At 41.8% G+C, this 21,012-nt stretch carries 17 protein-coding genes; 12 read left to right on the top strand and 5 right to left on the bottom strand.

Features of this window, described 5'->3' with window-relative positions; genetic code table 11:
• The first annotated feature begins 88 nt into the window (after positions 1–88).
• The 5 genes from ileS (at position 89) to nuoF (ending at position 6,645) form a co-directional block, all read left to right on the top strand.
• Entirely contained in the window at positions 89–3,382 is a 3,294-nt protein-coding gene (ileS, locus tag R8P61_25900; GenBank protein ID MDW3650535.1) for an isoleucine--tRNA ligase, read from the top strand.
• A 40-nt stretch (positions 3,383–3,422) separates the two neighbouring features.
• Positions 3,423–3,815 carry a TraR/DksA C4-type zinc finger protein gene (locus R8P61_25895; GenBank protein ID MDW3650534.1) on the top strand — a complete coding sequence of 131 codons (393 nt, stop codon included), beginning with the start codon at positions 3,423–3,425 and terminating at the stop codon, positions 3,813–3,815.
• Positions 3,816–3,829: 14 nt separating this feature from the next.
• The gene (locus tag R8P61_25890; GenBank protein ID MDW3650533.1) at positions 3,830–4,579 is read left to right on the top strand and encodes a signal peptidase II; all 750 of its coding nucleotides are present in this window, start codon (positions 3,830–3,832) and stop codon (positions 4,577–4,579) included.
• A gap of 7 nt (positions 4,580–4,586) precedes the next feature.
• Positions 4,587–5,192 carry a signal peptidase II gene (locus R8P61_25885; GenBank protein ID MDW3650532.1) on the top strand — a complete coding sequence of 202 codons (606 nt, stop codon included), beginning with the start codon at positions 4,587–4,589 and terminating at the stop codon, positions 5,190–5,192.
• A 157-nt stretch (positions 5,193–5,349) separates the two neighbouring features.
• The gene (nuoF, locus tag R8P61_25880; GenBank protein MDW3650531.1) at positions 5,350–6,645 is read left to right on the top strand and encodes an NADH-quinone oxidoreductase subunit NuoF; all 1,296 of its coding nucleotides are present in this window, start codon (positions 5,350–5,352) and stop codon (positions 6,643–6,645) included.
• Between the two features lie 6 nt (positions 6,646–6,651).
• Here the strand turns inward: nuoF and R8P61_25875 are convergent, their stop codons facing one another.
• The 4 genes from R8P61_25875 to R8P61_25860 all read right to left on the bottom strand — a co-directional run bounded on the left by R8P61_25875 (position 6,652) and on the right by R8P61_25860 (position 10,438).
• Positions 6,652–8,253, bottom strand: a complete 1,602-nt coding sequence (locus tag R8P61_25875) for an ATP-binding protein (GenBank protein MDW3650530.1) — start codon at positions 8,251–8,253, stop codon at positions 6,652–6,654.
• 138 nt (positions 8,254–8,391) lie between these two features.
• A complete protein-coding gene (locus R8P61_25870; protein MDW3650529.1) occupies positions 8,392–9,126 on the bottom strand; it encodes an RluA family pseudouridine synthase in 735 nt (244 codons plus the stop codon).
• 11 nt (positions 9,127–9,137) lie between these two features.
• On the bottom strand, positions 9,138–9,860 hold the full coding sequence (locus R8P61_25865; protein ID MDW3650528.1) for a SprT family zinc-dependent metalloprotease: 723 nt from the start codon (positions 9,858–9,860) through the stop codon (positions 9,138–9,140).
• Positions 9,860–10,438, bottom strand: a complete 579-nt coding sequence (locus R8P61_25860) for a CAP domain-containing protein (protein MDW3650527.1) — start codon at positions 10,436–10,438, stop codon at positions 9,860–9,862. Before R8P61_25860 ends, R8P61_25865 begins: the two co-directional genes overlap by 1 nt.
• Positions 10,439–10,648: 210 nt before the next feature.
• On the opposite strand from R8P61_25860, the gene R8P61_25855 reads away from it, so the two are divergent.
• From R8P61_25855 to R8P61_25825, 7 genes are all read left to right on the top strand, one after another.
• A complete protein-coding gene (locus tag R8P61_25855; GenBank protein MDW3650526.1) occupies positions 10,649–11,044 on the top strand; it encodes an STAS domain-containing protein in 396 nt (131 codons plus the stop codon).
• Entirely contained in the window at positions 11,044–11,967 is a 924-nt protein-coding gene (locus tag R8P61_25850; GenBank protein ID MDW3650525.1) for a ribonuclease Z, read from the top strand. The genes R8P61_25855 and R8P61_25850 overlap by 1 nt, the downstream gene beginning before the upstream one ends.
• 24 nt (positions 11,968–11,991) lie before the next feature.
• Positions 11,992–12,753, top strand: coding sequence for a queuosine precursor transporter (locus tag R8P61_25845; protein MDW3650524.1), 762 nt, complete (start codon positions 11,992–11,994; stop codon positions 12,751–12,753).
• Positions 12,754–12,806: 53 nt separating this feature from the next.
• Positions 12,807–14,345, top strand: a complete 1,539-nt coding sequence (locus tag R8P61_25840; protein MDW3650523.1) for a hypothetical protein — start codon at positions 12,807–12,809, stop codon at positions 14,343–14,345.
• Positions 14,342–15,532, top strand: a complete 1,191-nt coding sequence (gene kbl / locus R8P61_25835) for a glycine C-acetyltransferase (GenBank protein MDW3650522.1) — start codon at positions 14,342–14,344, stop codon at positions 15,530–15,532. Before R8P61_25840 ends, kbl begins: the two co-directional genes overlap by 4 nt.
• A gap of 163 nt (positions 15,533–15,695) precedes the next feature.
• Entirely contained in the window at positions 15,696–18,704 is a 3,009-nt protein-coding gene (locus tag R8P61_25830) for a S8 family serine peptidase (GenBank protein ID MDW3650521.1), read from the top strand.
• Between the two features lie 325 nt (positions 18,705–19,029).
• Positions 19,030–20,094 (top strand): hypothetical protein, encoded by a 1,065-nt coding sequence (locus tag R8P61_25825; protein ID MDW3650520.1) that lies wholly within the window; start codon positions 19,030–19,032, stop codon positions 20,092–20,094.
• Here R8P61_25825 and R8P61_25820 read toward each other — a convergent pair.
• Entirely contained in the window at positions 20,091–20,960 is an 870-nt protein-coding gene (locus tag R8P61_25820) for a UbiA prenyltransferase family protein (protein MDW3650519.1), read from the bottom strand. The two genes, R8P61_25825 and R8P61_25820, sit on opposite strands and share 4 nt — an antisense overlap.
• Positions 20,961–21,012 lie beyond the last annotated feature (52 nt).

Below are 21,012 nucleotides of genomic sequence, written 5' to 3'. Positions count from 1 at the left end.
GCACCTCAATTTTCAGATGCTATAGAATGAGTGTAAAGCCTGGGTGCAAAAATGTTACCTCAGCTTTGCCAACAAGTTATAATTTTCTATGTCCAAACGATACCCGGAGTACAAAAAGTTGTCCTTGCCGGAAATAGACAAAGAGATACTCGAATTGTGGGAGAAAGAAGGAACTTTCGACAAAAGTATCTCCAGTCGCGAGGGTCAACCGAGTTTTACCTTCTATGAAGGTCCACCTTCTGCTAATGGAAAGCCGGGGATCCATCACGTGATTGCAAGAACCATTAAGGATCTTGTCTGTCGCTACAAAACTCTTCAAGGCTTTCAAGTAAAGCGGAAAGGAGGATGGGATACCCACGGACTACCCGTAGAATTGCAGGTAGAGAAGCGTTTAGGTATTACCAAAGAAGATATAGGAAAAACGATTTCAATTAAAGAATACAATGCCGCTTGTAGGCATGATGTATTGGAGTTTAAGGACCTTTGGGATGACCTGACCCGTATCATGGGATACTGGGTAGATCTCGATGATCCTTATGTTACCTTCGAAAATAACTACATAGAGTCTGTCTGGAATCTCCTAAAGAGGATCTGGGACAAAGGCTATTTGTATAAAGGATTTACTATCCAGCCTTATTCTCCTGCAGCTGGAACTGGTTTGAGTTCTCATGAACTCAATATGCCCGGTGCCTATAAGGAGATCACCGATACCAGTGTTACCGCACAGTTTAAGATTGAAGGGACGGAGGACGAATACTTCCTTGCTTGGACGACGACTCCCTGGACACTGCCAGCAAACACGGCTTTGGCTGCGGGGAAGAATATCACCTATGTAAAGGTTGATACTTTCAATCCTTACACCCACAAACGGATAAAAGTAATCCTTGCCAAAGACCTCATGCATAAGTACTTCAATGAGAAGGCTGCTGAGCTGGCTTTGGAAGATTACGCCGAGGGAGACAAGCTTATCCCCTATCAGGTGGTGTCTGAAATGAAGGGGAAAGATATTGCCGGGATGAAATATGAGCAATTGATGCCATACGTTCAGCCGGAAGGCAAAGCTTTCGAAGTGGTACTCGGAGATTTTGTTTCTACAGAAGACGGTACAGGGATTGTTCACACGGCCCCTACTTTTGGTTCGGATGACTTTTTTGTTGCCAAGCAAAATGGGATAGCTGCTCTATTGGTGAAAGATGAGGATGGCAATGATGCTCCCATTGTAAATAAGCAAGGGAAGTATGTAAAAGAAATGGGCGAATTTGCGGATCGCTATGTGAAAGACTACGGACAGGATGAGCCCCGCTCGCTGGATGTAGATATCGCCATCAAACTCAAAACAGAAAATAAAGCCTTCAAGGTTGAAAAATATGTCCACAGTTACCCGCATTGCTGGAGAACTGACAGACCCGTATTGTATTATCCGCTGGATAGCTGGTTTATCCAGACCACTGCAGTGAAGGATAAGCTGATCGAGCACAACAATACGATCAACTGGAAACCCAAATCTACCGGGACGGGTCGTTTTGGAAACTGGTTGGAAAACCTGGTGGACTGGAACCTTTCCCGTTCTCGTTTCTGGGGAGTTCCGCTACCTGTTTGGAGTACAGAGGATGGAAAAGAAAGAAAGTGCATAGGATCGGTTGAAGAACTGAGGACGGAAGTAGAAAAGTCTATCGCTGCCGGGCATATGAGTCAGGCTGGTTTGGATGATTTCTTTGAGGAACTTGATCTTCATAAGCCGGATGTAGATAATTTGGTATTGGTAAGTGAAAGCGGTCAAGCTATGCATCGCGAACCAGACCTAATCGACGTATGGTTTGATTCTGGTGCCATGCCTTTTGCCCAATGGCACTACCCTTTCGAAAATCAGGAAGTCTTTAAGGAAAGCTTTCCCGCCGATTTTATCTCTGAAGGGGTGGACCAAACCCGTGGATGGTTCTTTACCTTGCATGCCATAGCGGTCATGCTGGAAGACAGTGTTGCATTCAAAAACGTAATATCTACGGGACTTCTGCTCGATAAAGAGGGGAAAAAGATGTCAAAAAGGGTCGGAAACGTAATAGATCCTTTCAAAACCATCAATACCTATGGTGCTGATGCGACCCGATGGTACATGATCGGCAACGCACAGCCCTGGGATAATCTAAAATTTGACCTGCAAGGGGTTCAGGAAGTACAGCGTAAGTACTTTGGTACCCTTTTCAATACCTACAATTTCTTCGCGATCTATGCCAACATCGCTGACTTCAGTTATGGGGAAAGAATCCCGGTAGCTGATCGCAGCGAATTGGACCAATGGATCATCTCTGTCGGGAACTCTCTGGTGAAGAAAGTTCAGGAATTTATGGATGATTACGAACCGACACGTACCGTTCGCGCCATAGATTATTTTGTCAACGAACAACTCTCTAACTGGTACGTTCGTCTGTCCAGAAGACGTTTCTGGGAAGGGGATGTAAATGCCTTCCAGACTTTGTATGAATGTCTGGAGAAAGTGGCTATTCTGATGAGTCCTTTTGCGCCTTTTTTTGCGGAAAAAGTATACAAAGATTTGACAGGAGGAGCCTCATATGAGAGTGTACATATATCAAGAATTCCTGAAGTAATAGAGGAAGAAATCGACCTCGATGCTGAAAAAAGGATGGAGATGGCTCAAAAGCTTACCAGCCTGATACTCAGCTTGCGACGTAAAGAAAAGCTCAAAGTTCGTCAGCCTTTGGCCAAGGCGATGGTGGCTATCATGGACCCTGAATTGGGAGAGGATGAGTTAGCTAGAGTCAAAGATTTAGTTGCAAATGAGGTAAATATGAAGCAAATTGAATACATAACTGGAGATAATTCAATCCTTGTAAAGAAGATGAAGCCGAACTTTCGGTCTCTGGGTCCAAAGGTTGGTCCGTTGATCAAAGAAATAGGTCCGGCTTTGGCAAAATTTTCTCAGGAAGATATCCGGGATCTGGAAGTAAAAGGTCAAGCAAATTTGGAACTTTCTACCGGAACTTTCGTCATAGAATTATCTGATGTAGAAGTACTGAGTGAAGATATCCCGGGCTGGTCTGTGGCCTCTGATGGAATTTATACCGTCGCCCTGGATGTTACCTTGACAGAGTCTTTGAAACAAGAAGGTATTGCCAGAGAATTTGTGAATCGCATCCAGAATCTTCGCAAATCCAAAGGATTTGAGTTGACTGATAGAATCGATATCGTAATATCAGACAATGATGACTGGAGTGATGCTGTAAATGAGTTTACGAGCTACATCTGTAAAGAAACCCTGGGAGAAAACCTGTGGCTCAGGGACCTGGAAGCAGGTGCAGATGAAGTTGAAATAAATGGAATTAGGGGGCATATTTCCCTAACCCGCCTGGCAACGTCTGGGTAGTGCTCTTTTTTCATTCTACTATTTACTAAACTGTATGAACATGGAAAAAAGTATGGAAAAGAAATTTTATAGCAGATCTGAGCTAGAAGAATTTCGCCAAATTATTACTCAAAAATTAGAGTCTGCACGCGCTGAACATAAGAAGCAGGCTGATAGCTTAAGGGAATTTAGTGGAAGTTCCGCGGATAGCATCAATTTCACCGAATACGGCAATGAAAGCCGTGAAAAAGAGAACATCGAAGTATTGATGGCTCGTCAATCTAAATTTATTGACAAGTTGGAGAAAGCGATGGTCCGTATAGAGAACGGTACCTATGGTATTTGCCGGATCTCAGGTGAACTTATTCCACCCGAACGTTTGAGAGTAGTTCCTCATGCGACAACCACCGTTGCTGCTAAAATGAATCAAAGCAACGCCGATAGAAGAAGGTAAATACTCAATCCATAATGAAGGAGAACTCGTTTAAGGCTGCCAAGAAGTATTTTTTAATTGCTGGACTTATAGTCGCTTTCGATCAGATCCTCAAGGTCATCGTAAAGCTGAATATGGAGAAAGGGGTAGCCGGACAAATTCATGTAATAGGCGATCTTTTTAAGATACATTTCATAGAGAACAGGGGCGCAGCCTTTGGCTTAACCGTCCCTAAACTCGTCAAGCTCTTTGGAGGTGATATGTCGGAAACGACCGGGAAGCTGATCCTGTCGATTTTCTCTATCATAGCAGTAGCAGCTATAGGATACGTCCTGTATAAATTGGCTACTCACAAATCTCCTCTCCCCTATTTCGTAGCTTTGATCTTTGGGGGAGCAATGGGGAATATCATAGATCGGACCTTTTACGGACTCTTCTTTTCTGATATCAATGATTACAGTGGTGGCCTTTTCTATGGCCGGGTAGTCGATATGTTCTACTTTGATATTGGGAACGTATCCTTACCGGACTTTATGGGAGGAGGCTACTACCATCTTTGGCCGATCTTCAATATTGCTGATTCGGCCATTACTGTCGGTATTATCGTCTTATTGATTTTTCAGGGAAAGTTCTTCAAAATGGATGAAGAAGCAAGAGGAATAAGTGGAGAAACTTCCGAAGCTGAGACGGCAAAGGAAGCAGAGAAAAAAGAAGAAAAAACTATTTCTCCTGCAGAAAAACCGGAAGCTGATACCCCGGACGATACCCATTTGACCACCAAGTAAATTTTTTATGCGTCGATATCTGAGCATTAGCCTGGGAGTTCTACTCCTCGATCAATGGGTTAAGGTCTCAGTTAAAAATTCGATGTATCTAGGTGAAGAGATTCCTCTACTGGGGAATTGGCTGAGTCTTTATTTTGCCGAAAATAATGGCTTTGCTTTTGGCTTGACGCTTAGCGAAATATCGGAATCAATTGGTTTGAGTCTTTCCCCTTATACTGGAAAACTCATCCTGAGTATTTTTTCCTTATTGGCAATTCTAGGACTGATCCTGGTTCTGAAAAAGTTTTCCCGTCACAAATCCCTGCTGCCTGTTTTTATTGCTATAATTTTAGGAGGAGCAACAGGGAATATTATTGATCGCCTTTTTTATGGGGTCTTTTTCGCTAGCAACAACCTCTATGAAGGAGGCCTATTTCAGGGACAGGTAGTCGATATGTTTATCTTCAATTTTGGCGATGGAGGCTATACCTCTCCCATCTTTAATATTGCTGATGTCGCGATCAGCCTGGGCATAATCAGTATCCTCATCTTTCAGAATAAATTTCAGGCTCGCCACGAAAGACTTAGCAAGCCGGTTACGGTTCCAGATGACTCTCCAGGCCTTTTGTCATAAGCCAGTTGATCTATTCTAAAAAATCCTTAACTTCACTTGTTCGAAAGATCATTTGTTCGTGTAAGACAGATTGATTCATTCTCTTATAACAATCCCGAAGGGATGTGAGTAATGATCTTTCATTACATATTCACTCATCAATAGAAGCTGAATAATTATGGCAGGCGACTGGAGAAACTACAAGAAAATACTACTACCAGACATTCCAGATTTTCATGACATTTCTGTTTACGAATCCAAAGGGGACGGTTATAAGGCCCTGAAGACCGTATTGAAACAGAAGAAGTGGGATCGTAAAGCCGTAGTTGATGAGGTAAAGAAAGCCAATATCCGAGGACGTGGAGGGGCAGGATTTAATGCGGGATTGAAATGGTCCTTTATGCCTCCTAAACAAGAAGGAGTGCCACGCTATCTGGCTGTAAACGGGGACGAATCAGAACCCGGAACTCACAAAGACAGAAGATTATTTGAATACAATCCTCACGCAATCATCGAAGGTGCCTTGATTGCCTGTTATGCTATGGAAATGGATGCTGCCTATATCTATATCCGTGGTGAATATGTAGACTGGATCGATATGGTTCAGGATGCGGTTGATCAGGCTTATAAAAAAGGATATGCCGGGAAAAATATCTTGAAGAGTGGGGAAAACATCGATGTCTTTGTTCACCGAGGAGCAGGAGCCTATATCTGTGGAGAAGAAACATCTCTTATGGAGTCTCTCGAAGGCAATAGGCCATACCCACGCTCCAAACCTCCCTTCCCTGCGCAAATAGGGCTTTGGGGAAAACCCACCACAATTAACAATGTCGAGACGGTTGCTCATGTACCTTATGTGATCAATAATACCGCAGACAATTATCTCTCAATTGGATGTCCTACTTTCCCGGGGCCGATGCTCTATGGGATTGCTGGGCATGTAAACCGTCCAGGGGTGTATGAATACCCATCAGGGATGCTTCTCTCTGATCTTATCTATAAGGTTGCTGGAGGTATCAAAGGAGGTAAAAAACTAAAAGCTGTCGTTCCCGGAGGTTCTTCTGTACCTATTCTGACTGCAGAAATGATAGAAGGCATAACCATGGACGCAGACTCTCTTCGAACGGTAGGAACCTTTGTCGGTACAGCCGGTATGTGTATCCTGGATGAAGATACCGATATCGTTAAATTCCTGATTCGCATTGCAAAGTTTTATGATCATGAGTCTTGCGGCCAGTGTACTCCTTGTAGAGAGGGAACCGGCTGGTTTGTAAAGATGCTCAAGAAGATCGATGCAGGTCATGGAGAAATGAGGGACCTCGATATTTTGTTGGAGCTATGCGATACGATGGAAGGAAAGACGGTATGTGCTTTAGCAGATGCTGCAGCCTGGCCTGTTCGGAATACCATCAAAAGATTCAGGTCGGATTTTGAAGCCAAGATTAGCAGAAGCTCAGTACATGCAGTATCCTAGAGATTACTAGGAATCTATTTGCTGCAATTTATCAGGATGTACTTTACGGTTTTTCGGTAGGCTAAAGAAAAAGGTCGAGCCTTCACCTGCTTCTGACTCCAGCCAAATTTTACCATTATAATTGGAAAGAATTTTCTTTACAATGGCTAGTCCCACGCCTGTGGACTCAAAGGACTTATTGCCTAAGGTTTCAAAAATCCTGAATATTTTTTGAAAGTCTTTTTTGGCTATTCCAGGTCCATTGTCTTTGAGCCAGAAAGTAAGTCTGTTTCGACTTTCCTTAAAACCGATTTCGATCTTTCCCTCTTCTTTATCCATATATTTGATAGAATTGGAAAGGAGGTTCTGAAAAACCTGATTGATGCTGACCTCATTTATCCGGATATGGGGAAGATTGCTGGCTAGCTTTATTTCGATATGATCTGGAGGTGCAAGAATATCGATCATACCTTCCAGCAGTTTAGCTAAGTTAATGACCTTTTCCTCCGAATTCCTCCTTCCCATCTGAGAGTATTCCAAAATCCCGTTTATGAGATCCTTCATATGGTCCACTTTGCTTTTTAGCAGCTCAAATTGCTCTTTCCCCTCTGCTCCTAACTCGTCTGCATAATCTTCACCTATCCAGTCTGAAAGCATTTTGATAGATCGCAAAGGAGCTTTCAAATCATGGGAAACGACATGAGCAAAATCTTTAAGCTCCTTATTCGCCTCCTCCAGTTTTTCCAGGAGTTCATTTTGCTTGCCTTCTTCTATCTTTTGTCGCGTGATGTCCCGGATGTATCCATAGTAAACAGGAAGGTCTTTTGTTTCAACGCGAACGAAGTTGAGGCTCAAGCTTAAGTTCTTCCCAGCTTTGTTTTTGGTTTCCAGTTCCAAATCCTGCTTTGCAGTCTCCCTATCTATCTGCCTCAAAAATTTGTTGATGACTTTTAGGTGTATATCGCAATAATTGAAAGGATCTATGAATTTATCCAGTTTTTGTCCGATAACTTCCTCCTTTTGCCAACCCAAAATTTCTTCTGCTCTGGGATTCCAATCCAATATTTCAGCATCAGCATTGATAATAATGAATCCGTCTAAAGCATAATCTATCATCGACTGAAGTCGCGTCGCGTAGAATGCTTTCTCAAAGGATTCATTTTTATATCGCTGATGAGAAATGTCTGCTTTTAGAAATTGGCCGAAATTTTTTAAGACAGGCTTAAGTTGTTCCAACTCTTCGATTCTAAAAGCTCCTCCCCTTTTGGCTTTATGTAAAACAAGGAATCCGGTTCCGGGAAATGAGAAAACAGCCAGGTTTTCTTCCTTTGAGTGTTCCTGAATCTCCAGAGGTCTTTCTTCTTCTGAAAGAATGCTCCATTCTTTTGCAAGATTGGGAATTGCTAGTCGGAAGATCTTTGTTCTATCTGAGGGATATGAAGCACGCAAAATTGCCTGGGATCTTTCATTATGTTGAATCCAGATTGACGCATATGAGAGATCTGTTAGCTTGCAGAGAGTCTTCAGGAAGTTGGATAGATTATGATTATGATCTTCCTCCTGACTAAAGCTAAGTGCTAACTCTAAGAGTGCCGTTGGTGTTAATATGTGTGCGAGCTTTTCCTTCAATACAAGGGATTAAAGAATCAGATAGAAGAGTCCATCAAGATTTGTTTGATCTTCCGTATATACCAATATGAATAATATATACAGAAGCTCTAAATCACTTGCTTTGCAAATGTTACATAGAAAGGAATTAGCCTGGGCTTAGCTATTATATTTACGCAGCATCTTTAATACGACCTGGAAATTTTTAGGTGCCTCTGCAGTAAAGCTTACTTTTTCTCCAGAATGTGGATGAGCAAAACTCAGGCTATGGGCATGCAATAAGTATCCATGATTGAGGGCTTTCTCTTCCTTTCGATTGCTGGAGCGGTAGTTTCTTTTAAGTCTGGAAAGCATAATGTCTATCCCTCCATAGAGAATATCTCCCACAATGGGGCATCCCAAAGCTTTGAGGTGAACTCGAATCTGGTGCATACGGCCCGTAACAGGTTTACAGGAAAGCAGGGTGAAATTTCGGAACTGCTCTATGCTGGATACGAGGGTAGTGGCTTTTTTCCCTTCCTGTTTGTGGACTGTTACTCGCTTATTGGTACTTACGAGTAAAGGGAGATCGACTTCTTCTTCTTCAAATCGATGTATCCCTGCCACGAGGGCATGGTAGGTTTTGTCTACCTGTCTTTTTTGAAATTGTAAAGCCATTGACCGATAGCTTTCTGAATCTTTAGCCATCAATAATACGCCGGAAGTATTTTTATCCAATCTATGACACAGTTGGATATCTTCCTGATATTTTCTGGCCAAACCGATCAGGTTCCTGGCTTGTTTGTCATCCAGACTCGCCATATCCAGCGGCTTATTGACTACGATGATATGCTCATCTTCAAAGAGGATGAGATCCTTAAGGCTGCTTATATATTTCTTTTTGCTAGTTGCCATGTATTTTTGAGCTACTGTTCCATTACGCCGATCATCCACTGATTTTGCTTCAAGCTCTTTTCGGCCATTTTATACTTGGGATAATAATGTGCGACCCAATTCCAGAAACTCGCACTATGATTCATCTCTCTCAAGTGCATGAGTTCATGGATAATCACATAATCCACGATGGGAGGTGGAAGGAGAATCAGGTGCCAATTTAAATTTATGTTTCTTTTTGAACTACAGCTGCCCCATTTACTTTTCAGGTCTTTGGTGCGGATTTGATTTATTTTCGAATCGGTTGCCTTGGCTAATTCGATGGTTCTTCTTTCCAAATGGGACTTAGCGAGACTTCGAAGCGCTCCATAAAGCAAGGACATCCGCATTTCAGGACTGTCCTTCTTGAGCATATAGATGTATATCTTCTTTTCTTCTTCCTCTCTTTGTACCCATCTTTTTGAATCCAGAAGAAATTCTATCCCATAGGTTTCGCCCAAATATGGAACGATACCCCGATCTAGTTTTTTCAGGAATTCATCTCTCTGAGAGAGTTTCCCTTTTTGTTTTTTAAAATTCTTGAGAATCCAGGCTTCATTTTTATACAGAAATTCCTGGACTTGAGGAGTAAATTTGCCGCCGGGTGTGCGGATGATCAGTACAGATTGGTCGTTTCGGAAGCTAATATTTGTCCTTCGACCTCTGGTCTTCTCTATTTTACAGGGAATCTTTTCTGTACCGAGTTCAAGGATCATCACTTATTACTTTTTCCGACATACAATTGTACGACAAAAAATTCACCTGAGGAAGATTTTGATACGCCAATTCCGGAATAAATGAATTTACCTCTTAAGTTTTTCTTATGGCCCGGGCTAAGAATCCACGCTTTTACAGCCTCCTCCCCTACGCCTCTGGGATCTGTGGTAGCATAGAGATTTTCGGCTACACTCACCGGGAAGGTAGCATATTTCTTCACTTCGTTGAATCGCTTTTGAAAACCAGCATGGGAAAAATCAACCCTGCCAGCGGCCATATCATCGCTATGCTTTTGGGCAATTTTATTTAACTCAGACCTTACACTTAAGGTTTTTCTTTTTTGAGATTTTCGGTAAATATTAGAGTGCTTAAGTACTTCTTTTTTGATTTCTAAATAAGATTCTGAAGACTCAAAACCCTTGTCCTCTTCAAGGCTAATATAGACAGGAGTACTTTCTTCTGTGAGAACTTCTTCTTTGATTTCAGGAACGGCTTTGGTTTTATGTTCATCTGTAGCACATCCGATTCCTAATACAGAAATAATGAGAAGCAGGGGAATGAAATTTATTTGCAGCATGATACCAGGGTGAAAAAAATAGAATGTTCTGTATTTCTTAGACTCTCTTACGACTAATTTCTATCAAAAGATTTGTAAAAATCACGGAGGATAAGCCAGGAAGAGAAAAAAAGACACAAGAAGTTATAATGTTTCAAGTAGACAGATTGAATTTGTTGCTAATAGCCAAGATTGTTTATCTTTGGGTACTAACTATTGATATCCCGAAATATGAGATTTGAAAAGAGTGTAGAAGAACGTCATACAGTTATCAAACTGTTGGAAGAGAAGTTGGATTCTCAAATTGCCCCTGCTCTGAAAAGTGAGATGGTCAACCTCAATGCACAGGGGGTAAGGAACGTATTGCTGAACCTTTCTGAGGTAAAGTATGTGGACAGTTCGGGCCTAAGTTCGATCCTCACGGCCAACAGAGTCTGTGCTGCTGCACAAGGTATATTGGCTATTTCCAATATCAACCCTCACGTTGAAAAGCTGATAAAGATATCCCAACTGGAAACCGTATTGAAGATCTTTCCTACCGAGTCAGAAGCTCGCGATGAGATCCATATGCTGGAAGTTGAAAATGATATCTTAAACGAAAAAGGAGAAAAAGCACAGGACGCCTAGTGTTTGAAGTTCAAATCCTCGGAACCAGCGCTGCTATTCCCACCACAACCCGAAACCCATCTGCACAGGTGGTTTCTATCAATGATCGCCATCATTTGATAGACTGTGGGGAAGGCACCCAAATGCAATTGCTCAAGTATAAAGTCCGCTTTTCAAGGTTGGACGCTATATTTATTTCCCATTTGCATGGGGATCATATTCTGGGTTTACCGGGTTTACTCAATTCTTTGAGTCTTTACGAAAGAAATTTCCCCTTATACCTTTTCGGACCTGCAGATCTCCAAAAGGCACTTAAAACCATTTTTGATCTTACCCAAAGTTATTTAGGCTATGAGCTCAACTTTATTCCGCTGGAAGAGTATGAGCCCGGAGACATCATTTATGAGCATAAGACCTTTCATGTTGAGTTGTTGCCGCTGGACCATCGCGTTTTTTGTCGGGGATTCAGATTTGTAGAGGGAAAAAAGAAGCGGAAATTTGACTTCTACAAAGCCAAGGCCATGGAAATTCCCAATAAATACTTTGGCCTTCTGAAACAAGGGAATGAGGTGACTCTCGAAGATGGACGGGTCATTTCTCCGGATGAGGTATTATCCCCTGCCGAGCCTCCTCTATCTTATGCCTATTGTTCGGATACCCGCTACAACGAGGCCCTGGTGGATTATATAAAAGATACCAAACTGCTGTATCACGAATCCACTTTTACAGAGGATATGAAAGATCGAGCTCGTTCCACCGCTCATAGTACGGCTATGCAAGCGGCGAGTATTGCTAAAGCTGCAGGGGTTAAGCAGCTTTTATTGGGCCACTATTCCGCCCGCTATAAAGATCTGGACCAATTGCTGGCAGAGGCTCAAAGTGTTTTTCCTCAGAGCGCTCTTGCTATTGAAGGAGATGTGCATAAACTCAAAGATTATGCGTAACTAGCAGAAATAGCCTTCTAGCCTATGTTTAAGAAAGACCAACTACTATTCGTCATCCTGGCAGGATTTTTTATAAGCAATGCCCTAATCGCAGAGTTTATTGGGGTGAAAATATTTGCACTGGAGGCTAGTTTGGGAATGGATCCGCTAAACTGGAACTTGTTTGGACAAAAGGGTTCCCTTTCCTTTACAGCTGGCGTTTTATTGTGGCCCATTGTATTTATTATGACAGATGTGATCAATGAATATTATGGGCAAAAAGGAGTGCGTTTACTCTCTTATTTGGCCGTAGGTTTGATCAGTTATGCTTTTATTATGGCCTATGGTGCGATCAATTTGGCACCTGCGGATTGGTGGGTAGGCTCTTTTGCTGAAAAAGGAGTTCCGGATATGCAGGAAGCCTTTAGAAATATTTTTGGCCAGGGAATGTGGATAATCGTGGGGTCTTTGGTCGCTTTCTTCCTGGGGCAAATTCTGGATGTTATCGTTTTTCATAAAATTCGTTCCTGGACCGGAGAGTCAAAAGTCTGGCTTAGGGCAACAGGATCAACGATCGTATCTCAGCTCATCGATAGTTTAGTTGTTTTATATATTGCTTTTGTATTGGGACCGGCGCAGTGGTCTTTAAGTTTATTTTTTGCGGTAGCTACTGTAAACTATGTTTACAAGGTTTCAGCAGCCATATTATTGACCCCTGCTATCTACGGAGCCCATTATGTAATTGATAAATTTTTAGGAGAAGAGCTGGCAGGAAGATTAAAGGCAGAGGCTGCCACTTCAACTTAATTTCCAATATTTGCCCATATTCTTTACCTTAAGAAGAGAAAACACTCGTAACCTTGGACATACTTGAACGAATCATAGAGAGCCTTACCAGCGACGAAGTGCGGAGATTTAAAATCCTCTCCAATCGTTTTAAAGCTGATGAGAAGAAAAAGCTGCTCGTGCTTTTTGATGCTATTCGTTCAGGTGATTTTGAAGATACTGAGGAACATGTCATTACTCAGTTTTATGGGAGTACTGAGTCCAAGGCCAAGAATAGTTATTACCGTCTTAGAAATAAATTGCTAAGCAATCTCGAAAAGAGTTTGCTCTTTTATCATTTCAACTATAAAAACTCAATCGAATCCTATAGCAATATTCAGCTATATATTTTGATGCGGGATAGAGGCCTTTACAAAGAAGCCTATCATAACCTCAAGAAAGCAGAAAAAGTAGCCATTGAATATGATCAGTTTACGCTGCTGGAAGTGATTTATGATGAAATGGTAACCCTGGCCGCTCAATATGAAGTAGATATTGAGGCTGTGATCCAAAGACGGAGAGATAACCAGAAGAAACTGGATCTGATCAGAGGAAACCGGGAAATACTGGGAATGGTTACCCAGCAGCTTATGAAGCGAAATTATTCCCGAAGTAAGCGAAGTGAGACGGTGATCGAAACCCTGGAAGAAGTAAAGCGTCAGCTAGAGGAACATAAAGATATATTCCAATCTACTTCCGGTAAGACCATGATCCTGAAGACAGTGGTTTCTATTCTTATTCAGAAGTCGGCCTATGAAGAGTTAGGGGAATATGTAAAGCAAACTTTCCAGGATTTTGAGGCAAATAAGCTCTTTAATAAAGAAAATCATCATACAAGACTCATGCTTCGCATTTGGCGAATCAATTCTTTGCAGAAAGTTTTGAAGCTGGATGACTCAAGCAAAGAGATCGAAGCCCTTTATGAGGATCTGCAAATGTATGATAAGCAAAACTTTAATGAGCTGGGTTTCCACTACTATGCTCCCAAAGTTTATAACCTCAAACTGATAGGAGAACTGGATGAAGCGGGAGAAGTGCTCAAAGAAGCTTTTAGACATAAAGAGCTTTTACAAAATGAATTGCATGAGTTATACATGTTGATCAGTTTGGCGGATCAATATTTCAGTCAGGAATTACATAGCAAAGCTGCAGATGTCATCACACGCATAAAATCCCATACAGGGGTAGGATATCTGGATGAAGAACTTCGATTTTATGTTGCCATTTTCGAAGTGGTCAATCACTACGAAGCCCGGGCTTATCAGGAAGCTCAAAAACTGAACAAAATCCTGCGGAAAAAATATAAGCACTTCCTGAAAGATGAATTCTATGCCAAAGCCCAGAAATTTCTGGAATTAGTCGTCCGGCTAAACAATGCAGCAATAGAAGGGAAAAAAGTATTCCTGAAAGCGGCCTACAAGAATTTTATCGAAACCTATCCGAAATCAGAAATTGGTGAGAACCAAATTATTTTATACGAAGTTTATCTTCTGTCAAAATTATCTGAAGAACATTCTTATTACGAACTACTAAACGAAGAAGTAAAAACAAAACTTCCAATTCCAAGCGAATGAATCCTCAATTTTTAACTTCCCTCAAAGAGGAACTTGCCGAGATCGAATCTGCGGGCCTTTACAAAAAAGAACGAATCATCACCAGTCCACAAGGAGCAAACATCCACGTTTCGACGGGCGAAGATGTCTTGAATTTTTGTGCCAATAACTATTTGGGACTATCCTCTCATCCCAAAGTGATTGAAGCCGCTAAAGCAGCCATTGATACCCATGGTTATGGTCTGTCTTCCGTGCGCTTTATTTGCGGAACCCAGGATATCCATAAAGAACTGGAAAAAAAGATATCAGAATTCCTCCATACGGATGATACCATCTTGTATGCCGCTGCCTTTGATGCAAATGGCGGAGTGTTTGAACCGATACTAGGCAAAGAAGATGCGATCATTTCTGATGAATTGAACCATGCAAGTATCATTGACGGGGTACGTTTGTGCAAAGCTGAACGTTATCGCTATAAGCACAACAATATGGAAGCGCTAGAGGATGCTTTGAAGCAGAGTCAGCATTGTAGAGCGAGGCTAATTGTAACGGATGGAGTTTTCTCTATGGATGGGACAATTGCACAGTTGGATAAAATTTGTGATCTGGCTGATCAGTACAATGCGCTGGTTATGGTGGATGAGTGCCATGCAACCGGATTTATGGGAGCAAAGGGGAAAGGGAGTATTGAATACCGGGATGTATTAGGTAGAGTAGATATCATAACCGGAACCCTCGGAAAAGCCCTTGGAGGCGCCTCGGGAGGATTTACTTCCGGACGTCAGGAGATCATTGATATGCTTCGCCAGCGTTCACGACCATATCTGTTTTCCAATACAGTTGCTCCTTCAATTGTGGGAGCGAGTATTGCAGTTCTGGATTTGTTGACTGAAAGCACTGCATTGCGCGATCAACTGGAAGAGAATACGAAATACTTTCGAACAGAAATGACTGCTGCAGGCTTTGATATTAAGGCAGGTGAACATCCGATCGTACCTATTATGCTATATGAAGCTGTTCTGGCTCAACAGTTTGCCGATAAGCTTCTGAAGAAAGGGATATATGTAATTGGATTCTTTTATCCGGTCGTCCCCAAAGGACAGGCACGGATCAGGGTTCAGCTTTCAGCCGCCCATACCCGTGAACATCTGGACAGAGCGATTCAAGCCTTTACAGAGATAGGGGAAGAGTTGGGAGTCATAACATAGGGAATTCTATATATTTAAGAAATGCCCTTCCTTTTCATCCTCATTCGTTCGCAAAAACGAGGAAAAAAGGATAATTTGGTTTTTTGTAAAATCATAATCTCCTGGTAAGGAGATTGAATATACTTATTGAATACATCTATCCTATAAAAAGCCCAAAAGCCATATGAAAAAACTTATATGCTTCATGTCCTTTTTTGGCCTATTACTATCTATGGGACTTGCCCAAAGCAATTCTCAGATTAACTGGGCCAGAATTTCAGAATCTTTGGAGGCAAAAATGAAGGAAACACCGGAGGATGAATACATCCAGGTGAGTATCATTATGTATGACCAGCTTGACCTGGAATCCATGATGAGCTACTTCCGGACAGAGAGAGTGCCATTAGAAAGGAGAGCCAAACAGGTGATCACTAGCCTTCAGGCCAAAGCTGCTGCAACTCAGCCTCAATTCATCTCCTATTTAAATACTGTAAATGGAGTAGAGAGCGGGAGTATAAGATCTTTATGGATTTCCAATGAAATTCAAGTAAGGGTAAATAAAGCAGGGATTTCGGCCCTCAGTTTAAGAAGTGAGATTGACTATCTGTATTTCCAATATCCTTATCAACGCTTGGCAGAAGAAAAAGTAGAATCTCTGGAAGCTTCTCTTTATACCCCAAATGGACATGAACCCGGGCATGATGTTATGAATGTTCCAGGCTTATGGGCTTTAGGTTATACCGGGACAAATCGCAGGTTGTTTATGATAGACGAAGGAGTTGATCTTCGACATCCTGCTTTATTCAACAACTATCGAGGGCTGGTAGATGGCAATAGTGTTTCCTATTTCGATCCTGCTGGCACCGCAGCAGATACGGTCCCTTCAAAATGTGTTGCATTTGGAGACCACGGAACCCTGGTATTAGGTACAGTTGTAGGAAATGACTTTAGTCGGAGAGATACGATAGGTGTAGCTCCTGATGCATTGTGGATGTCCAGCCCCTTGGCTCTTGGAGATGGACAGGGGGGAGTTGGTTGCCAGGACGCAGCAGGAGATTATTCATTTGCATTGCAGTGGGCTTTGGATCCAGATGGTGATCCTAATACAGTTGATGATATGCCAGACGTAATCAATATGTCTTTTGGTAATTCAAATTTTGCAGATTGTACAGATCCCAGGTTCCAACAAATCACTGCATTGGAAGCAGCTGGGGTTGGAGTAATTATTGCAGCTGGAAATGCTGGCCCTAATGCAAGTACAGTAGGACCTCCCGCAAATGGAGCTACAAATTTGGTAAACACCTTTGCAGTAGGTTCTGTAACGCAGGCTTCTAATATCGCTTCATTTTCAAGTAGAGGCCCGGGCCTTTGTTCTGATGATGGAGCCTCTTTGGAAATAAAACCAGAAGTAGTGGCACCTGGAGTAACAATCAGGACTACCTCAAATGGAGATGCATATGCAAACGTACAAGGGACTTCATTTAGCGCACCTTATGTAGCAGGTTTATTTCTCCTGCTTAAAGAAGCTTTCCCAACTCTTTCCGGGGAAGAAATTAAGCTTGGTATTTATAATAGTGCTACGGATTTGGGGGTTTTGGGAGAAGACAATAACTACGGAAATGGATTGGTTGATGCCGTAGCTGCCTTTAACTACCTCGTGAATCAGGGCAACACTCCGGTTCCCAGAAATCCGGATGCAGATGGACTCCTTCATAACTTAAATGATCTGAATTCTTTCGCTTGCGCAAAAGATGTGGTTCCTTCTTTCTTATTGGAAAATAGTGGAACGTCTACGATGACTGCTGCTACCATTAACTATACCTACTCCAATGGAATCACAGGTACAATTAACTGGACAGGTAGTCTGACCAAGAATCGCACAGAGCGAATTGCTTTGCCTGCTGAAAGTTTGCCGGCTGGAAACTACTCACTCAGTATTGAACTGGTTCAGGTCAATGGTAAAACGGAATATTCTATAAGAGATAATGCGATAGAAGAAAGCTTCAGTATTTTTGATGAAGTCCTTCCGACAGTTGTTACGACCAATCCAGTCGCATGTACCGGAGGAGCTGCTGTAATCGAAGCCAATACCGGAGGATCTGATCGGGAAGTTGTATGGTATGATGCAGCTACTGGGGGCGATATTGTCGGAATAGGCTCTCCATTTATTACTCCAGACCTCTCTCAGAATACTACTTTTTATGCAGAAGCGATGAAAGTTGCAAATGCAGGTCTCCCGGATTTAAATGCCGGACAATCTTTTGCCTCGATTTCTGATGATTCTTATTTGGAATTTGATGCCTTGAATGATCTCGAAATAAGATCAGTAAAAGTTTATGCAGCCTCTGCCGGAATCAGAAGAATTGCTGTAAATAACTTTGATGGAACTCTTGTCGGCAGAAGTGCTTTTTTAAACCTTCAGGCGGGAGAAAATATTATCGAACTAAATGTTTCTGTTCCACAAGGGACTGGATATCGAATGGAACAAGTAGGACAGGTGGACGAATTATTTGCTACAGTAAATGGCTTCTCTTTCCCACTTGAAATTCCTGAGGTACTTACGATTACGGGTTCTAATGATGGGCTCTACAATTTCTTTTATGACTGGGAAGTTGTATCAAGCTTTAATTGCGAAAGAGTGGCTCAGGAAGTAACGGTAAGTCCAACTTCTGCCAATGCGGCTTTCACTCCTTCCAGAACCGTACTCAATCTTGCCAATAGCGGAAGAGTCAATTTCAATAACCAAAGTACAGGAGCTTCCAGTTTCTTCTGGGATTTTGGAGATGGTACTACTAGCACAGATCAAAGTCCTTCTCATGACTATACCCTGGCAGGTAAATATACAGTTACATTGACCGTTGAGGCTGCAGGTGGCTGTACTGATATTGCGACTGCGGAAATTGAAGCGACGGGCATTGTCGGTATTGAAGAAGACCTCGCCAATATTGGAGAGTTAACAGTCTTCCCGAATCCGAGTGCAGGAAACTTTGTACTTGATATGGATTTGCTGAAACGTGAGGAAGTAGAAATTGAAATCTTCGATCTTCCGGGAAGAAGAATATGGAGTAGATCAGCGGATACCTATCTGAAAGATCGGGTGGAAATGGATCTTAGCTCTGCAAACAAAGGGATATACCTGCTGAAAGTAAAAATCGCAGGTCTTACCTGGGTTCAGAAGCTTGTGAAAGAATAAGTACAGCATAAATTATAAACAAAAAGCTCAGATGAAGATCTGGGCTTTTTGTTTATGAGTAAATCAAATTTCACTGAAAAATCTGAAGCAGGCATGTTAAGAAAATTGAAAATTCTACAAAGTCTTTATTCAAAATCGAAAACTGAGTCCTTTAAGAATTTAATTTTTGCTTCATTTGAGGCTTTAATTAAGTAATATTCCAGCCCGTGTAAGATTTTCCCAAGAAGCGTCACATGTTTGTTTTTGCCAGCTAATGATGCTGGAAAGTTGTAAGCTGATTCTAATTTCGTAGCACAACACAAGCTTTTCCCCATTACAAGAACACATGAGCTCATTCAAAGAAATTGTCTTTATCGTTCAAAAATCGCAAACCCAATCTTTGGGTTTTGAACGAATTGCAATGGAAATGGCCAGAGCTATTGAGCCAAACTTAAAAGCCAAGCTTGTTATCGTTTCCCCCCCTCAAAGATTTTCTTTCAGAACTTCCCTCCCACTACTGGGATCATTGATCAAATACCTCAATTTTCTGATGGCTTGTTTCTTTGCTTCCTTGGGAAAAGACATCGTATATGTCATGGGTAAAGACGCAGGTTTAATACTTCCCTTGATTCGCCTATTTTCACGTGCAAAGCTTTTTACCCAAATCCACTACAGACATAAAAGAACCGATAGAAAAAACTATCGATACAGATTGTGGGAAAGAATTTCTGAAAGACTGACCCTTAAATTTTCTGATAGGGTATTTGTGGACAATGAACAGGCCCGTTCCTTTTTCAAGGAGGAATATGGAGAGGAAACCAAGCTCATTTCTTATGGTGCAGATCATATAGACGAAATCCATGAAGAGGCTTTCATCCCTCAAAAGAAATATGCTGTATCCTTTATGCCTGCTTCATCCTCCCAGGCGCTCATAGCACTCAAATCTTTCGCCCAGTATCCCAAGTATGATTATTATATGATTCTGGAGAAGGAGTATGAGCAATTATCTGAAGAATTAAAGGCCTATCAGGAATACACGCATATCCATTTTATCGAGCCAACGCAAAAATATGAGCCATATATTGCAGCTGCCTATATGTACATTCATCTGGAACCTACGGTAAAAGCCAGATTGAATTTGTTGGAAGCTATGAAAATGGGGATTTATGTTCTTTGCTTTAATAGTAGTTTCTCCCGAAGCTTAACTGAAGGTGAAGCATCCTATTTTAGCAATCACAGTCAGCTCCTTACTGCCTTGCATAAAGCAGTAAAACAATCCCATTTCGATCAGGGTAAACACATGCAACAATTGGCTAACAGGCTGACTTGGAACTCCTCTACTTCTAAACTGCTGGAAGAGCTTGAAAGTCTTGGAGAAAAAGTATTGGTCCCGGGAATGGTGGATGCCTAGTAAATCAAAAAGACAAAGCTAAGGAGCCAGGCAACAATCGTAATCTGCAGAAAGAGATCTGTCAATAAAATTTGGGTAGGATTCCCACTCCTTTCCTCTACAAAAGTGATCTGCAAATACCGTAGAACTCCCAAAATCACAAAGGCAACAGTCAGGTATAAATATTCACTCCCAAAGTTTTCCTGGATTTCCGGAGCGATCGTATATGATATATAACCGACGATCAATACGGATGCCATGATCATCATTGCTCCATTGATAAATTCCAGATTATAGCCATCTATAGACTTTCGCACCTTTTGTCCCTGAGCCGCGAGCAAGACATCATCCCTTCTTTTCGCCAGCGCCAAAAACAAAGCCCCCAGAAAAGTCATCAGAACAATCCACTTGGAATAAGGAATAGGAGTAGGAGCTGCATAAGCACCCACAGCTATTCGTGTCACAAATCCCAGGGCGATAATAAAAATATCGACAACAGCTATATGTTTCAGTTTAAAAGAATATAAAACATTGATAAAGACATAAGCCGTAAGCAGATAGAAAACGCTTTTCCCCAGATATATACTAAGTAGAAATCCAATGATAATCAGACTGCTCATCAGGAAGAAGGCTGTCGGAGTTTTTATTGTACCGGCAGCTAAAGGCCTGAAACGCTTCACGGGATGTTCTCGATCGGCTTCTATGTCTTTGTAATCATTCAGAATGTACACTGCGCTAGCCATACAGCAATAAGCTATGAAGGCAATACTGGTTCGTATTACCACCTCTGCTTCTATAATTTGCAGGGAGAAAAAAGCCGGCAAAAAAAGGAAGAGATTCTTGATATACTGATGTGGCCGTAAAAGGCTGATGTATTCTTTCAGCATGCTAGGCAAAAAAAGAATTCCTGATTAATATTCACAACTCATATTTCAAAAA

It is taken from the genome of Bacteroidia bacterium (assembly GCA_033391075.1).
Taxonomy (GTDB): Bacteria; Bacteroidota; Bacteroidia; order J057; family J057; genus JAWPMV01.
The sequence above is the reverse complement of the archived record's forward strand: the minus strand, read 5'-3'. Positions and strand labels throughout refer to the sequence as shown.

Bases quoted from the DNA above. Each gene is read 5' to 3' on its own strand.
- ileS (MDW3650535.1), top strand. From the start codon at position 89: ATGTCCAAACGATACCCGGAGTACAAAAAGTTGTCCTTGCCGGAAATA.
- R8P61_25895 (MDW3650534.1), top strand. From the start codon at position 3,423: ATGGAAAAAAGTATGGAAAAGAAATTTTATAGCAGATCTGAGCTAGAA.
- R8P61_25890 (MDW3650533.1), top strand. From the start codon at position 3,830: ATGAAGGAGAACTCGTTTAAGGCTGCCAAGAAGTATTTTTTAATTGCT.
- R8P61_25885 (MDW3650532.1), top strand. From the start codon at position 4,587: ATGCGTCGATATCTGAGCATTAGCCTGGGAGTTCTACTCCTCGATCAA.
- nuoF (MDW3650531.1), top strand. From the start codon at position 5,350: ATGGCAGGCGACTGGAGAAACTACAAGAAAATACTACTACCAGACATT.
- R8P61_25870 (MDW3650529.1), bottom strand. From the start codon at position 9,126: ATGGCAACTAGCAAAAAGAAATATATAAGCAGCCTTAAGGATCTCATC.
- R8P61_25865 (MDW3650528.1), bottom strand. From the start codon at position 9,860: ATGATCCTTGAACTCGGTACAGAAAAGATTCCCTGTAAAATAGAGAAG.
- R8P61_25860 (MDW3650527.1), bottom strand. From the start codon at position 10,438: ATGCTGCAAATAAATTTCATTCCCCTGCTTCTCATTATTTCTGTATTA.
- R8P61_25855 (MDW3650526.1), top strand. From the start codon at position 10,649: ATGAGATTTGAAAAGAGTGTAGAAGAACGTCATACAGTTATCAAACTG.
- R8P61_25845 (MDW3650524.1), top strand. From the start codon at position 11,992: ATGTTTAAGAAAGACCAACTACTATTCGTCATCCTGGCAGGATTTTTT.
- kbl (MDW3650522.1), top strand. From the start codon at position 14,342: ATGAATCCTCAATTTTTAACTTCCCTCAAAGAGGAACTTGCCGAGATC.
- R8P61_25830 (MDW3650521.1), top strand. From the start codon at position 15,696: ATGAAAAAACTTATATGCTTCATGTCCTTTTTTGGCCTATTACTATCT.
- R8P61_25825 (MDW3650520.1), top strand. From the start codon at position 19,030: ATGAGCTCATTCAAAGAAATTGTCTTTATCGTTCAAAAATCGCAAACC.
- R8P61_25820 (MDW3650519.1), bottom strand. From the start codon at position 20,960: ATGCTGAAAGAATACATCAGCCTTTTACGGCCACATCAGTATATCAAG.